Annotated in this window: 13 protein-coding genes, 1 tRNA gene and 1 riboswitch; of the genes, 3 read left to right on the plus strand and 11 right to left on the minus strand. The window is 69.7% G+C overall.

All coding sequences use genetic code 11. The features are described from left to right. Positions 1-94 precede the first annotated feature (94 nt). Both OK345_RS09845 and OK345_RS09850 read left to right on the plus strand, forming a co-directional pair. A complete protein-coding gene (locus OK345_RS09845) occupies positions 95-1,318 on the plus strand; it encodes an ATP-binding protein (RefSeq protein WP_265127792.1) in 1,224 nt (407 codons plus the stop codon). Continuing rightward, entirely contained in the window at positions 1,315-1,881 is a 567-nt protein-coding gene (locus OK345_RS09850) for a response regulator transcription factor (protein WP_265127793.1), read from the plus strand. The genes OK345_RS09845 and OK345_RS09850 overlap by 4 nt, the downstream gene beginning before the upstream one ends. Before the next feature lie 20 nt (positions 1,882-1,901). On the opposite strand, the gene OK345_RS09855 is transcribed toward OK345_RS09850, so the two are convergent. The 10 genes from OK345_RS09855 to pcnB all read right to left on the minus strand — a co-directional run bounded on the left by OK345_RS09855 (position 1,902) and on the right by pcnB (position 13,393). After that, a complete protein-coding gene (locus OK345_RS09855; protein WP_265127794.1) occupies positions 1,902-2,567 on the minus strand; it encodes an anaerobic ribonucleoside-triphosphate reductase activating protein in 666 nt (221 codons plus the stop codon). Further along, positions 2,564-2,755: an anaerobic ribonucleoside-triphosphate reductase gene (nrdD, locus tag OK345_RS09860; protein ID WP_265127795.1), complete on the minus strand. Its 192-nt coding sequence runs from the start codon at positions 2,753-2,755 to the stop codon at positions 2,564-2,566. The genes OK345_RS09855 and nrdD overlap by 4 nt, the downstream gene beginning before the upstream one ends. Positions 2,756-2,903: 148 nt before the next feature. After that, on the minus strand, positions 2,904-4,667 hold the full coding sequence (locus tag OK345_RS09865) for a ribonucleoside triphosphate reductase (protein WP_265127796.1): 1,764 nt from the start codon (positions 4,665-4,667) through the stop codon (positions 2,904-2,906). 168 nt (positions 4,668-4,835) lie between these two features. Further along, the gene (gene metE / locus OK345_RS09870; protein ID WP_265127797.1) at positions 4,836-7,115 is read right to left on the minus strand and encodes a 5-methyltetrahydropteroyltriglutamate--homocysteine S-methyltransferase; all 2,280 of its coding nucleotides are present in this window, start codon (positions 7,113-7,115) and stop codon (positions 4,836-4,838) included. Between the two features lie 209 nt (positions 7,116-7,324). Then, positions 7,325-7,556: riboswitch (cobalamin riboswitch) on the minus strand. Between the two features lie 212 nt (positions 7,557-7,768). Continuing rightward, entirely contained in the window at positions 7,769-9,289 is a 1,521-nt protein-coding gene (gene pgi / locus OK345_RS09875; protein WP_265127798.1) for a glucose-6-phosphate isomerase, read from the minus strand. Next, the gene (panD, locus tag OK345_RS09880; protein WP_265127799.1) at positions 9,286-9,666 is read right to left on the minus strand and encodes an aspartate 1-decarboxylase; all 381 of its coding nucleotides are present in this window, start codon (positions 9,664-9,666) and stop codon (positions 9,286-9,288) included. Before panD ends, pgi begins: the two co-directional genes overlap by 4 nt. A gap of 174 nt (positions 9,667-9,840) precedes the next feature. Further along, on the minus strand, positions 9,841-10,683 hold the full coding sequence (panC, locus tag OK345_RS09885; RefSeq protein ID WP_265127800.1) for a pantoate--beta-alanine ligase: 843 nt from the start codon (positions 10,681-10,683) through the stop codon (positions 9,841-9,843). Continuing rightward, complete coding sequence (panB, locus tag OK345_RS09890; protein WP_265127801.1) at positions 10,680-11,495, minus strand: 3-methyl-2-oxobutanoate hydroxymethyltransferase; 816 nt, start codon at positions 11,493-11,495, stop codon at positions 10,680-10,682. The genes panC and panB overlap by 4 nt, the downstream gene beginning before the upstream one ends. Positions 11,496-11,529: 34 nt before the next feature. Beyond that, positions 11,530-12,015, minus strand: coding sequence for a 2-amino-4-hydroxy-6-hydroxymethyldihydropteridine diphosphokinase (gene folK, locus OK345_RS09895; protein ID WP_265127802.1), 486 nt, complete (start codon positions 12,013-12,015; stop codon positions 11,530-11,532). A gap of 4 nt (positions 12,016-12,019) precedes the next feature. Next, a complete protein-coding gene (gene pcnB, locus OK345_RS09900) occupies positions 12,020-13,393 on the minus strand; it encodes a polynucleotide adenylyltransferase PcnB (RefSeq protein ID WP_265127803.1) in 1,374 nt (457 codons plus the stop codon). 42 nt (positions 13,394-13,435) lie between these two features. Here pcnB and OK345_RS09905 point away from each other — a divergent pair. After that, a tRNA-Glu gene (locus tag OK345_RS09905) sits at positions 13,436-13,510 on the plus strand. A gap of 124 nt (positions 13,511-13,634) precedes the next feature. Here OK345_RS09905 and OK345_RS09910 read toward each other — a convergent pair. Continuing rightward, a partial coding sequence (locus OK345_RS09910; RefSeq protein ID WP_265127804.1) for an MFS transporter occupies positions 13,635-14,279 on the minus strand: 645 nt, incomplete at its 5' end.

Below are 14,279 nucleotides of genomic sequence, written 5' to 3' on the forward strand. Positions count from 1 at the left end.
ACGGCGGCCTGTTCATCCCGCAGTCGGGGCGATTCCGTGCCTGCGACCGATCGTCGCAGGCAGCCCGCAACGCGAACGCATACGATTACGCTCGATGAACGGCTCCGATGCTTCCTTCCTGCGCACCCTGTGCAGCCTGCGCTGGCTGGCCACCGCCGGCCAGGCCGCGACCATCGTGGTCGCCACCTGGCTGCTCGGGATGGACCTGCCGCAACTGCCGTTGTGGGCGGGCGTGGCGCTGCTGGCGTTGTTCAACCTGATCGTGCAGCAGCAGGTGGCCGATGCCGACCCGGCGCCGGTCACCGCCTTCGGCCACATCCTGGTCGACGTGGCGGTGCTGACCTGGATGGTCGGCTGGAGCGGCGGCATCGCCAATCCGTTCGGTTCGCTGTTCCTGATCCTGATCGCGCTGGCGGCGCTGGCGCTGCCGCTGCGCTGGACCCTGGCCGTGACCGCCAGTTGCCTGGCCGGCTACACCGTCAGCGCGGTGTTCGGAAAACCGCTCCCCGACGGCCGCTTCGATGCGATGGAACTGCACCTGTGGGGCGCGGCCGCCAACTTCCTGATCTCGAGCATGGTGGTGCTGGTGTTCTCGACCCGGCTGGCGCTGGCGCTGCGCGAACGCGAGCGCGAACTGGCGCTGCTGCGCGAGCGCTTCGTGCGCAACGAGGGCATCGTCGCCCTGGCCACCCATGCCGCCTCGGTGGCGCACGAGCTCAACACGCCGCTGGCGACCATGACCCTGCTGGCCGACGACATCGCCGAGCAATGCGATTCGCCGGAACTGCGCGACGACCTGGAAACGCTGCGCGAGCTGCTGGTGCAGTGCCGCGAGCGGGTGCTGGCGCTGGCCGCTCCGGCCAACGATGCCGACGCGCGCGCGCGCATCCCGCTGGCGCATGTGCTCGAACAATGGCGGCTGGTACGCCCGACCATCCAGCTGCGGCGCAACGACGACGCGCCGCTGGCGCTGGCGCTGGAGCCCGGCGTGGGCCACCTGCTGCAGGTGCTGCTCAACAATGCCGCCGATGCCGGCGAACGGGCCGGGCGCGCACAGGTGGACCTGTCGCTGCGGATCGAGGGCGACCAGCTGTTCGGCGAGGTGCGCGACTACGGCGGCGGCTTCGATGCCGCCCAGGCGGTGCTGCCCGGCACCCTGTTCAACAGCAGCAAGACCGACGGCATGGGCGTGGGCCTGGCGCTGTCGCACGCCACCATCGAGCGATTGCATGGCGAACTGTGGATGCGTCCGGCCGAAGGCCACGGCGCCCGTGTCGGTTTCCGCCTGCCGCTCGCCACCGACGGAGCCCGCACATGACCCTCCATTCCACCGCCGGCCTGCTGGTCGACGACGACCCGCTGTACCTGCGTACCCTGCAACGCAGCCTCGCCCGCCGTGGCATCGAAACCGCCACCGCGACCGACATCGCCAGCGCCTTGCGGCAGGCCGGTGCCGCCCCGCCGGCGTTCGCCCTGATCGACCTCAAGCTCGGCGCCGACTCGGGCCTGTCGCTGATCCAGCCGCTGCGCGCGCTGCGCGCGGACATGCGCATCCTGCTGGTGACCGGCTATGCCAGCATCGCCACCGCCGTGGAAGCGATCAAGCTGGGCGCCGACGACTACCTGCCCAAGCCGGCCACGGTGTCGATGATCCTGCGCGCACTGGGCGAGGACGACGAGGCGCCGGACGACCCCGAGGAACTGGAGCCGCCGGACGCGATGACGCCGATCAGCCGGCTGCAGTGGGAACACATCCAGCAGGCGCTGCACGAAACCGGCGGCAACGTCTCCGCCGCCGCGCGCCTGCTGGGCATGCACCGGCGCTCGCTGCAACGCAAGCTGAGCAAGCGCCCCAGCCCGGAACGCGACCCGACGCGCTGAATCCCGCACTGGCCGTGCACTCAGCCGTGGCGGAACTGGAACTGCTCGAAATCGCGCCCCAGCCTCGCCAGGTCCGGCCGCTCCGCGACGGCGATGCCCTGCCCCTGGCTGGAGCATTCCTGCAACACCCAGTGGCGCACACCACGCCCGGCCAGCTCGTCGGCCAACCGGTACAGATCATCCAGCGGGAACACCCGCGGATTCCACGTGGTGCGGCACTCGTAGGCCACGCCACTGTCCAGCAGCAGCTGCAGCGACTCCCCGACCGGCACGCCGCTGCGGCGGCACCCGGTCACCCTGTCGTAGCCGCCGGCCGGCGCCTTGATGTCCAGACCCACCCAGTCCAGCAACGGCAGCACCCGCTGCAACCGCGCCGGATACATGCCGCCGGTGTGCAACGCGAGCTGATAGCTGAGCGCCTTCACCTCGGCCATCGCCGCTGGCAATGCGGCCTGCGCGGTGGGTTCGCCACCGGAAAACACCACGCCATCGAGCAGGCCACGGCGGCGGCGCAGGAATGCCCCCACCGCCTCCCAGGCGATGCCGCCTTCGCCGCGTGCCGGCAGCAACTCCGGGTTGTGGCAATAGCCGCAACGCCACGGACAGCCCTGCAGGAACAACACCGCCGCCAGCCGGTCGGGAAAGTCGATGCTGGTCAACGGCGTCATCCCGCCGATGCGGATCATGCCGCGCTGGGCACCGCTTCGGCGCAGGCGCGTTCGCTGAAGAAGCGGCGCTCGGCGTGCTCGCCCTGCTTGCCGATGTTGAAGCTGGACACCGGGCGGTGGTAGCCCATCACCCGGGTCCAGACTTCGCAGCGCTGGCGCTCGTCGTCGCGCAGCCGGGGGGCGGTGGTATCGGTGGTCGTCTTCATGCGTGTACTCCTCTTGGGTTGGATGGATCGGCGTGCATGGAACGTCTGCTGCCTCCGGGAAAGCGCGGACCGGGGCATGGACGAAGTCGCACGTCCGCGCATATCGCGCGGGCTTCGCCCCTCTCCCTTCGTCCCCGCAGGAAAAGAACTACCCGCGGCCGGGGGCGCCCGCGATCGCGGCACGCTGTTTGGCTGCCAGGCGCTCGGCATCGCAGCGCGGACAGAACTCGTGCTCGCCCGCCAGGTAGCCGTGCTCCGGGCAGATCGAGAACGTCGGGGTGATGGTGATGTACGGCAGCCGGAAACGGCTCAGCGCGCGCCTGACCAGTTCGCGGCAGGCCGCGCCGCTGGAGATGCGCTCGCCCATGTACAGGTGCAGCACGGTGCCGCCGGTATAGCGCGACTGCAGCGCTTCCTGCCGCTCCAGCGCCTCGAACGGATCGTCGGTGAAACCGACCGGCAGCTGCGAGGAGTTGGTGTAGTAGGGTTTTTCCGCGCTGCCGGCCTGCAGGATGTCCGGCCAGCGCCGGCGATCCTCCCTGGCGAAGCGGTAGGTGGTGCCTTCGGCCGGCGTGGCTTCCAGGTTGTAGAGATGCCCGGTGCTTTCCTGGAACTCGACCATGCGCGCACGCACGTGGTCGAGCAGGCGCAATGCGAAACCGTGGCCCCATTCGCCGGCGATATCGTCCGCGTCGCCGCTGAAGTTGCGGATCATCTCGTTGATGCCATTCACCCCCAGCGTCGAGAAGTGGTTGCGCAGCGATCCCAGGTAGCGCTTGGTGTAGGGGAACAGGCCGTCGTCGATCAGCTTCTGGATCACCCCGCGCTTGATTTCCAGGCTGCGCATGCCCAGCTCCAGCAACTCGTCCAGCCGCCGGTACAGGCCGGTCTCGTCGCCACGGTGCAGGTAACCCAGGCGCGCGCAGTTGATCGTCACCACGCCCAGGCTGCCGGTCTGCTCGGCGCTGCCGAACAGGCCGTTGCCGCGCTTGAGCAGTTCGCGCAGGTCCAGCTGTAGGCGGCAGCACATCGAGCGGATCTGGCCCGGGTCCAGTTCGGAATTGATGAAGTTCTGGAAGTACGGCAGGCCGTACTTGGCGGTCATCTCGAACAACCGCTGTGCGTTGTCCGACTCCCACGGGAAATCGGCGGTGATGTTGTAGGTCGGGATCGGGAAGGTGAATACCCGACCCTTGGCATCGCCGGCGGTCATCACCTCGATGTAGGCACGGTTGATCAGGTCCATCTCGGCCTGTAGCTCGCCGTAGGCGAACGGCATCTCCTCGCCGGCGATGAACGGCGTCTGCTGGCGCAGGTCGGCCGGGCATACCCAGTCGAAGCTGAGGTTGGTGAACGGGGTCTGCGTGCCCCAGCGCGACGGTACGTTGAGGTTGTAGATCAACTCCTGGATGCACTGCCGGACTTCGTCGTAGGAAAGCCGGTCCTTGCGCACGAACGGCGCCATGTAGGTGTCGAACGAGGAGAACGCCTGTGCCCCGGCCCACTCGTTCTGCAGCGTGCCCAGGAAGTTGACGATCTGCCCCACCGCCGAGGACAGGTGCTTCGGCGGCCCGGCCTCGACCTTGTTGGGCACGCCGTTGAGCCCTTCGTACAGCAGCGTGCGCAGCGACCAGCCGGCGCAGTAGCCGGCCAGCATGTCCAGGTCGTGGATATGCAGGTCGCCCTCGCAATGGGCGCGGCCCACCTCCGCCGGATACACGTGGGAAAGCCAGTAGTTGGCGGTGACCTTGCCGGACACGTTCAGGATCAGTCCGCCCAGCGAATAGCCCTGGTTGGCGTTGGCATTGACCCGCCAGTCGGCACGGCTCAGGTATTCGTCGATCGAGGCGGAGCAATCCACCCAGCCCTCGGGCGGGGATGTCCTGCGCGGTCCCGGCATCGTCATCGCCATGGGAATGGCCTCCTTGTCCACAACTTGTTGTGGAAAAGATATGCCACTACCACTAGATATTGAATTGACCCAGATCAAGCCGGCCCGCAATCGCTGACGACCGGCTCTATCGCGGGCGGCGTATGGGACGGGCCGCCGCGGCGCCCCGTGCCCATGCCGGCCGCGGGATCAGGCGGCGCTGCGCATCGCCTGCGCGGCCGCCACCATCGCCGCCAGTGCGGCCCGGGTCTCCGGCCAGCCGCGGGTCTTGAGCCCGCAGTCCGGGTTGACCCACAGCTGTTCGGGCGACAGCACCGAACGTGCCTTGTGCAGCAGCTCCAGCATTTCCGCCGGGTCCGGCACCCGCGGCGAATGGATGTCGTACACGCCCGGGCCGATCCCGCTGGGGTAGCGGAACTTCACGAACGCGTCCAGCAGCTCCATGCGCGAGCGCGAGGTCTCGATCGAGATCACGTCGGCGTCCATCGCCGCCACCGCCTCGATGATGTCGTTGAACTCGGAGTAGCACATGTGGGTGTGGATCTGGGTCTCGTCGCGCGCGCCCGCGGCGCTGATGCGGAAGCACTGCACCGCCCACTCCAGGTACGCCTTCCACGCCGCACGCCGCAGCGGCAGGCCTTCGCGCAGCGCCGGTTCGTCGATCTGGATCACGCCGATGCCGGCCGCCTCCAGGTCCGCCACCTCGTCGCGCAGCGCCAGCGCGATCTGCCGGCAGGTCTGCGCGCGCTCCTGGTCGTCGCGCACGAACGACCACTGCAGCACCGTCACCGGTCCGGTGAGCATGCCCTTCATCGGCTTGCCGGTCAGCGATTGCGCGTACCGCGACCAGCGCACCGTCATCGGCGCCGGGCGCGACACGTCGCCGTAGATGATCGGCGGCTTCACGCAGCGCGAGCCGTAGCTCTGCACCCAGCCGTTGCCGGTGAAGGCGAAGCCGTCGAGCTGTTCGCCGAAGTACTCGACCATGTCGTTGCGCTCGAACTCGCCGTGCACCAGCACGTCCAGCCCCAGTTGCTCCTGGATGCGCACGCAGCGTTCGGTCTCGGCGGCGATGAAGGCATCGTAATCGGCCTGGCCGAGCTTGCCGGACCGGTAACGGGCGCGCGCCTGCCGCACCTCGTGGGTCTGCGGGAACGAGCCGATGGTGGTGGTCGGGAACGCCGGCAGGCCCAGCCGTGCGGCCTGCACCGCGCGCCGCTGCGGATAGGGCGAAGCGCGCTGCGACGCGCCCGCGTCCAGCGCCGCCAGGCGTGCCGCCACCTCGGCCCGGTGCACCCGCGGCGAGGCGCGGCGCGCGGCGACGCGTTCGCGTGCGTCGGCCAGCGCCGCCTCGGCCGTCGGCACCGCGTCGAGCGCGTCGGCCAGCACCCGCAGCTCGCCGATCTTCTGCCGCGCGAACGACAGCCAGGACAGCAGGTCGGCCGGCAGCTTCTTCTCGCCCGACAGGTCGACCGGGACGTGCAGCAGCGAGCACGACGGCGCCAGCCACAGGTTTTCCGGCGAACGCCGGGCGCGGGCGAAGCGCGCCAGCACCAGTGCATCGTCCAGGTTCGCACGCCAGATGTTGCGGCCGTCCACCAGCCCCAGCGACAGCACCCGCTGCTGCGGCCAGTGCGTCAGCACCTCGTTCAACTGCTCCTTGCCGCGCACCAGGTCCAGGTGCAGTCCGTCCACCGGCAGCCCGGCGGCCAGTTCCAGGTTGTCCTCCAGCGCGCCGAAATAGGTGGCCAGCAGCAGCTTCGGCCGCGGCACGTCGGCCAGCAGCCGGTAGGCCTTGCGGTAGGCCGCGCGCGCGGCCTCGTCCAGGTCCAGCACCAGGCAGGGTTCGTCGATCTGCACCCAGTCGGCGCCGGCCTCCTGCAGCTTGCCCAGCAGTTCGGCATAGGCCCACAGCAACCGGTCGAGCAGCGCCAGGCGGTCGCTGCCGTCCACCGTCTTGGACAGCAGCAGGAAGCTCACCGGCCCCAGCAGCACCGGCCGCGCCTGCAGCCCCAGCGCGCGCGCCTCCCGGTATTCGCGCAGCGGCTTGTCGCCGCGCAGGGCGAACGCCTGCCCCGCTTCCAGTTCCGGTACCAGGTAGTGGTAGTTGGTATCGAACCACTTGGTCATCTCCAGCGCGGGCAGGTCCACGCCGTCCTTCTGGATGCCGCGGGCCAGCGCGAAGTAGCCGGCCAGCGGATCGGCGTCGGCCAGTGCGCGATAGCGCGCCGGGATCGCGTCGAACAGCACGGCGGTGTCCAGCACATGGTCGTACAGCGAGAAGTCGTTGCACGGCACCACGTCGGCGCCGGCCCCGGCCTGCAGTCGCCAGTGCTTCCGGCGCAGTTCGTGGGCGACGTCCTGCAGCGTGGCGGCATCGGTGTCGCCGCGCCAGAAGGCTTCCAATGCCTGCTTGAGTTCGCGCCGCGCGCCGATGCGCGGGAAACCCAGGTTGGTAACGATGGTCATCTACACAGTCCTCGATTCGTATGAATTGAGGAACGAAGGAACCGCATGCCGCTCCCGCCGCACCGCACGGGCCATCGCGCACGCCAGCGACCTTCGCCCCCTCGGGCGAACCGGAGCTCCACGGGACACGCGCACACGGGGACATGCCGGAGAGCCGCCCCCGGCATGCGCCCCGGCCACCTCCCCACGGAAGCTCCAGGTCAGGCAGGGATCGCTCCCTGGCCAGGGCAGGTCTTCGGGCTCATGGACGTGGTCCCGGCAGGGACCGCCTACTGCCCGTCGCTTCCCGGCCACGGGGCCAGTGCTGATGACGGGGGTCGTTTCCAAATACCGCTGCGGGGCAGCGCCGGAATGGGACGGAACAGCGTCCGCACCGGCTTCCCTTTTAATTCAATCGCTCAATACGGATAAAGCGATGAAACCATGGCGCCGCACACGTTACGGCGCGGCAACGGCGCGGTCAAGCGCCGCGTACGAACGACGCCCCGGCTCCTGCCGGCGCCAGCGGTCGCCCCCCTGCCCGCTGGCTCAAGCAGCCGGTCGGCCGCACGCGGTGCGCAGCGCGCCGGCCGGATACGACGACGGCGGCCCATGGCCGCCGTCTTCATTCCATCCCGCGCCCGCGGAGGGTCATCCCTCCGCCGGGGTCGGAGTCAGCCGTGCTCGCGCAGGTGCGCGAGCATCGCCCGCGTCACCGGATCGTCCACCGCCACGTCCTGCCCCTGCAGCGCCGGCAGCAACTGGCTGGCCAGCTGCTTGCCCAGTTCCACCCCGAACTGGTCGAAGGCATTGATGTTCCAGATCAGCGATTGCACGTACACCGCGTGCTCGTACATCGCGATCAGCGCGCCCAGCGCCTGCGGGGTGAGCGCGTCGAGCAGGATCAGCGTGCTCGGGCGGCCGCCGGGATAGTCGCGGTGCGGATCGTCGCTGCCCTGGCCGTTGGCCAGCGCCTCGGTCTGCGCCAGCAGGTTGGCCAGCAGCGCCTGGTGGTTGACCGTGTACGGGTCGTCGTTGCGCACGCAGCCGATGAAATCGGCCGGCACCACGCTGGTGCCCTGGTGCAGCGCCTGGAAGAAGCTGTGCTGCACGTCGGTCCCGGCCCCGCCCCACCACACCGGCACGGTGTCGCCGGCCACCGGGGTGCCGTCGAGCTGCACGCGCTTGCCCAGGCTCTCCATCACCAGCTGCTGCAGGTAGGCCGGCAGCAGCGCCAGGCGCTGGTCGTAGGTCATCACCGCATGGGTGGCGTAGCCGAGCAGGTTGCGGTTCCAGATGTCGGTCAGCGCATGCAGCACCGGCAGGTTGTGTTGCGGCGGCGCCTCGAGCGCATGCGCGTCCATTTCGGCGGCACCGGCCAGCAGTTGCTCGAAGCGTTCGAAACCGATCGCCAGCGCGATCGGGAAACCGACCGACGACCACAGCGAATAACGTCCGCCGACCCAGTCCCACATCGGCAGCACCCGCCCCGGGGCGATGTCGAACGCCTTGGCGGCGCGCTCGGGGTTGGCGCTGACCGCGTACAGGCGCTCGCTGCCGCCCAGCCAGGCGTGCAGGATCGCGCCGTTGAGCAGGGTTTCCTGGGTGCCGAAGGTCTTGGAGATCAGGATGCCGGCGGTGGTGGCCGGGTCCAGCGCGGCCAGGGTGCGCTGCATCGCCGCGCCGTCGACGTTGGAGACGAAATGCACGCGGAAACGCGCACCGCCCGCCGGACGCAGCGCATCGGCCACCAGCCGCGGGCCGAGGTCCGAGCCGCCGATGCCGACGCTGACGATGTCGGTGACGCCGCTGGCCTCCAGCGCCCGCACCAGCTCGCCCATCCGCTGGCGTACCTGGGCGGCGGTGGCGTGGGCCTCGGCGGCGACCGGTGCGCCGGACGGTTCGCCGCGCAGCGCGCTGTGCAGCGCCGCGCGGCCTTCGGTCGGGTTGACCGTCTCGCCGCGGAACAACCGCCGGAAACCGCCGGCGACGTCGCGTTCGACGGCCAACGCCAGCAGTGCGTCCAGCGCCGCGCGGTCGTACTTCTGCCGCGCGAAGTTGGCGTACAACGGACCGACCCGCAGCCCCAGCGTCTGCACGCGCCCGGGTTCGGCCTGCAACAACGAGGGAATGCTCGCGCCGCGCAGGCGCCGGGCGTGGGAATGCAGCGGGTCGAATCCGTCGTTCTGGGTCATGCGGCCTGGGTCGGGATGCTGTTGTTGGTGTGGGTGATCCTGTTGCTGCCGTCCACGTACACCAGCTTGGGCTGGAAACTGGCGGCTTCGTCCTCGCTCATGCTGGCGAAGGCGGCAATGATGATGATGTCGCCCACCTGCACGTGGCGCGCGGCGCCGCCGTTGAGCGAGATCACGCCGCTGCCGGCCTCCGCGCGGATCGCGTAGGTGGAGAAACGGCTGCCGTTGGTGACGTCCCAGATGTGGACCTGTTCGAACTCGCGGATGCCGGTGGCTTCCAGCAGGTCGCCGTCGATGGCGATGGATCCTTCGTAGTTCAGTTCCGAATGGGTGACGGTGGCGCGGTGGATCTTGGTCTTGAGCAGGGAGAGGTGCATGGGTATGGCGAAACTGCAGGAGAAAGCGCGCAGTCTAGCACCGGCGCCGGGCTTGCCAGCACCGCCCGGGACGGGGGTTGCACAGGCGCAGCGGCCTTGCGCGCAAGGCGCCACCCCGGCGCCATCGCTGTCATCGCCGGGGCAACGGACGGGACAGGAACTGTCCCGCCGCGATCAGAACTCGATGTTGTCGATCAGCCGGGTGCCGCCCAGCCGCGCCGCCACCAGCGCCACGCGTGCGCCGCCGACGCCGTCGGCCGGCTCGCCCAGGTCGGGAAGCCGCACCACCGCATAATCCACCTCGAAGCCGGCGGCACGCAGCTGCGCCTCGCCCTCGGCCTCCACCGTGGCGCGCGGAACGCCGGCCAGGCAGGCCTCGCGCATCGCCAGCAGCACGCGGCGGATGTGCGCCGCCTGCGGCCGCGTTTCCGCGGTGAGGTACTGGTTGCGCGAACTCATCGCCAGGCCGTCGTGCTCGCGGACGATGTCGCCGCCGACGATCTCGATCGGGAAGGCCAGGTCGGCCACCAGCTGCCGGATCACCGCCAGCTGCTGGTAGTCCTTGCGACCGAACGCGGCCACGTCCGGCTGCACCTGGTTGAACAGGCGGCTGACCACCGTGCACACGCCATCGAAGTGGCCGGGGCGATGCGCACCCTCGAGCAGGCTGCTGATGCCCGGCACGTGCACGTTCGCGGCCAGCTCCACGCCAAACGGGTACATCGATTCGACCGTGGGCAGCCACAGCACGTCGCAGCCGGCCGCCTGCAGCCCGCTGGTGTCGGCCTCGGGGGTGCGCGGATAGCGGGTGAAATCCTCGTTCGGGCCGAACTGGGTCGGATTGACGAACACGCTGGAGACCACGCGGTCGGCATGTTGGCGCGCCAATTCCACCAGCGAATAGTGGCCGGCATGCAGGTTGCCCATGGTCGGCACCAGCGCCACGCGCAGGCCCTCGCGCTTCCAGCCGGTGACGATGGCACGCAGCCGGGACAGTTCGGTAACGGTTTCGATCATGAGGCGTAGGCGTGCTCTGCGTCGGGGAAGGTGCCGGCGCGCACGGCGTCGGCATAGGCGCGGACGGCTCCGGCGACGGAACCGCCTTCGGCCAGGAAATCCTTGACGAACTTGGGACGGCGGTGGCCGCTGTCCAGGCCGAGGAAATCGTGCAGCACCAGCACCTGGCCATCGCAACCGGGGCCGGCACCGATGCCGATGGTCGGCACCGGCACGTCGGCGGTGACCTGCGTCGCCACCGGGGTCGGCACGCATTCGAGCACGATCAGGCTGGCACCGGCCTCGACCACCGCCCTGGCATCGTCGCGCAGCTGCTGGGCCGCATCGCCGCGACCCTGCACCTTGTAGCCGCCCAGGCGCAGTACCGACTGCGGGGTCAGCCCCAGGTGCGAACAGACCGGGATCTCGCGCTCGACCAGGTAGCGGATCACGTCCAGCTTGAAGCCGGCGCCTTCGATCTTGACCATCTCGGCACCGGCCTGCAGCAGCCGCACCGAGGCCTCGAACGCGCGCTCGGGCGTGGCATCGGCACCGAACGGCAGGTCGGCCACCAGCAGCGCACGCTGCAGCACGCGGGCCACGGCACGGGTGTGGTAGACCATGTCGTCGGTGGTCACCGGCAGCGTCGAATCGTGCCCCTGCACCACCATGCCCAGCGAATCGCCGATCAGGATCAGGTCCACGCCGTTGGCGTCGAACGCGCGGGCGAAGCCGGCGTCGTAGGCCGTCAGCATCACCAGCTTCTCGCCATTGCGCTTGGCCTCGGCCAGCGCGGGTACGGTCCAGGGCTTGCTGTCTGCGTGACTACTCATGAACTGATAACCGGGAGCGATAAGCCGCTCATTATCACCCTATTGCCGCGATGCCGCAGGAATTCGCCGTCGCTGCAGCGTCACGCACCGTTCCATGGCCGGGAATGAGCGTATCGGCGGCGATCTCGGCCAGCGGCAGCAGCACGAATGCACGCTCGTGCAGGTAGGGATGCGGCACCTGCAGGCCCGGCAGGTCGATGACCTGCTCGCCGTACAACAGCAGGTCCAGGTCCAGCGAACGCGGCCCCCAGCGCTCCCCCGGGGTGCGGGTACGACCGAACCGCTGCTCGGTCCGCAGCAGTTCGGCCAGCAGCGCCGGCGCCGGCAACGCCGTGGTCACGGTCGCGGCGGCGTTGACGAACGGCGGCTGGTCCTCGTTGCCCCAGGCCGGCGTGCGGTACAGGCGCGAGGCGGCCAGCAGCCGCGTGGAAGGCAGGCGGTCGAGCGCGGCGATCGCCGCGCGCACGCTCGCCTCGGCATCGCCGAGGTTGGCGCCCAGGCCGATGCAGGCGACGGTCACGCCGTCACTCGGCCGAGGCGACACCGCCCCGACGGCGGCGACGACGCCGGGGGCGACGGGCGGTCTCGCCCTCCTCCGCCTCGGCATGCGCCGCTTCCAGCACCGACTCCAGCTCGCGCCCGGACTGCTGCTGGGCCTCGCGCCAGAAGGCGATGTCGGCCTCGTGCTCGCTGGAAGCCACCTGGCGCAGTACCAGGAAATCGAATGCGGCGCGGAAACGCGGGTGGGTCAGCGTGCGGAACACGCGCTTGCGCTGGCGCGAGCCGAAGCGCGACTGCAGCAGCCAGATCTCCTGCATCGGCAGCGAGAAGCGCCGCGGCAGGGCAATGGTGGAGAGCTGGTGCAGGGTCACCCGGTCGGCGGCGCGCCGCTGCGCCTCCTCGGTGTGCATGCCCTGCGCCTGCAGGCTCATCAGCGCCCGGCAGAACGCCGGCCACAGCAGCAGCGCGAACAGGAACGCCGGCGATACCGGCTCGTCGTTGGCCACCCGCGCATCGGTGTTGCGCAGGCCCTCGAGCAGCATCCGCCGCAACGCGCCGCTGCGGTTGCTGCGCAGCGCGGCGGCGCTTTCCGGGAACAGCGCCGGCAGCAGGCCGTAGCGTTCCAGGCCCTCGAAACTGGCCACGCCGTGCCCGGACAGGAACAGCTTGAGCACCTCCTCGAACAGCCGCGCCGGCGCCGCCTCGGCCAGCAGCCCGGCCAGCCGCGGGATCGGCTCGGCGGTCGCCGGGTCGATCTGGAACCCCAGCTTGGCCGCCAGCCGCACCGCGCGCAGCATCCGCACCGGGTCCTCGTGGTAGCGCTGCTCGGGCTCGCCGATCAGCTTCATCACCCGCCGCTGCACGTCCTCGAAACCGCCGGTGTAGTCGCGCACCGAGAAGTCCTCGATGGCGTAGTACAGGGCGTTGCAGGAAAAGTCGCGGCGCACCGCGTCGTCCTCGATGGTGCCGTAGACGTTGTCGCGCACCAGCATGCCGTTTTCCATCTCGCGGTCGCCGCTGCCGTCGTCGCTGTTGGCGCGGAAGGTGGCGACCTCGATGATCTCGCGGCCGAACACCACGTGCGCCAGGCGGAAGCGGCGGCCGATCAGCCGGCAGTTGCGGAACAGCTGCTTCACCTGCTCGGGGGTGGCGTCGGTGGCCACGTCGAAATCCTTGGGCCGCCCACCGACCAGCAGGTCGCGCACGGCGCCGCCCACCAGGTAGGCGCCGAAGCCCGCATCGCGCAGACGGTAGAGCACACGCAGCGCGTTGGGGCTGATGTCCTTGCGGGAAATGGTGTGCTGGTCGCGCGGAATCACGCGCAGGGTGAACGGGGTTGTAACTGGGGAATTGATGGTGGCGCTTCCGGTTGGGGTTTCGGGATTGCCGAATGGCATCCGGGTCCATATACTAGCGCGCTGCGCCGGACGCGACCAAACGCTCCCTTCGTCTAGTGGTTAGGACGTGGCCCTCTCAAGGCTAAAACAGGGGTTCGAGTCCCCTAGGGAGCGCCAACTCCGTCAGCGCATGAAAAAGCCCCGCATCGCGGGGCTTTCTCGTTTCCGGGCCCCGGGCCTGCCGGGGGCCGGCGACCCGCCCGCGGGCGGCCCGGGCCGGACCGCCCGGGGCCACGGGCCGTCAGCCCTCCATCTGCTCCAGCTCCCTGCCCTTGGTCTCGTGCACGCAGCGCAGCACGAAGAACACCGACAGGATGGCGGCGACCATGTAGATGCCATAGGCGCCGGCCAGGCCGATGCTGCCCAGCAGCACCGGGAAGGTCACGGTGATGGCGAAGTTCGAGGTCCACTGCGCGGCGCCGGCCACCGCCAGGCCCGAACCGCGGATCTGGTTGGGGAACATCTCGCCCAGCATCACCCACATCACCGGGCCCCAGGACATGTTGAAGAAGATCACGTAGACGTTGGCCGCCACCAGCGCCAGCACGCCCATGGCATCGGACAGCTGCAGGGTGCCGCCGGCATCGAGCGAGCCGCTGGCGAAGGCGAAGGTGACCAGCGCCAGCGTCACCGCCATGCCCGCCGAGCCGAACCACAGCAGCGGCTTGCGGCCGATGCGGTCGATCAGCACCACCGTGACCAGGCAGGCGCCGATGCTGAGCCCGCCGGACAGCACGTTGATCAGCAGCGCGTCGTTCTCGGAGAAGCCCACCGCCTGCCACAGCACCGCGCCGTAGTAGAACACCACGTTGATGCCGACCAGCTGCTGGAACACCGCCAGGCCGATGCCCACCCACACGATCGGGCGCAGCCGGCCGGTGGCCTT

This window comes from Xanthomonas chitinilytica, from assembly GCF_026107455.2.
Classification (GTDB): domain Bacteria; phylum Pseudomonadota; class Gammaproteobacteria; order Xanthomonadales; family Xanthomonadaceae; genus Stenotrophomonas; species Stenotrophomonas chitinilytica.

Bases quoted from the DNA above. Each gene is read 5' to 3' on its own strand.
- OK345_RS09850 (WP_265127793.1), top strand. From the start codon at position 1,315: ATGACCCTCCATTCCACCGCCGGCCTGCTGGTCGACGACGACCCGCTG.
- OK345_RS09845 (WP_265127792.1), top strand. From the start codon at position 95: ATGAACGGCTCCGATGCTTCCTTCCTGCGCACCCTGTGCAGCCTGCGC.
- OK345_RS09865 (WP_265127796.1), bottom strand. From the start codon at position 4,667: ATGGCGATGACGATGCCGGGACCGCGCAGGACATCCCCGCCCGAGGGC.
- pgi (WP_265127798.1), bottom strand. From the start codon at position 9,289: ATGACCCAGAACGACGGATTCGACCCGCTGCATTCCCACGCCCGGCGC.
- panB (WP_265127801.1), bottom strand. From the start codon at position 11,495: ATGAGTAGTCACGCAGACAGCAAGCCCTGGACCGTACCCGCGCTGGCC.
- metE (WP_265127797.1), bottom strand. From the start codon at position 7,115: ATGACCATCGTTACCAACCTGGGTTTCCCGCGCATCGGCGCGCGGCGC.
- panD (WP_265127799.1), bottom strand. From the start codon at position 9,666: ATGCACCTCTCCCTGCTCAAGACCAAGATCCACCGCGCCACCGTCACC.
- nrdD (WP_265127795.1), bottom strand. From the start codon at position 2,755: ATGAAGACGACCACCGATACCACCGCCCCCCGGCTGCGCGACGACGAG.
- pcnB (WP_265127803.1), bottom strand. From the start codon at position 13,393: ATGCCATTCGGCAATCCCGAAACCCCAACCGGAAGCGCCACCATCAAT.
- OK345_RS09855 (WP_265127794.1), bottom strand. From the start codon at position 2,567: ATGATCCGCATCGGCGGGATGACGCCGTTGACCAGCATCGACTTTCCC.
- panC (WP_265127800.1), bottom strand. From the start codon at position 10,683: ATGATCGAAACCGTTACCGAACTGTCCCGGCTGCGTGCCATCGTCACC.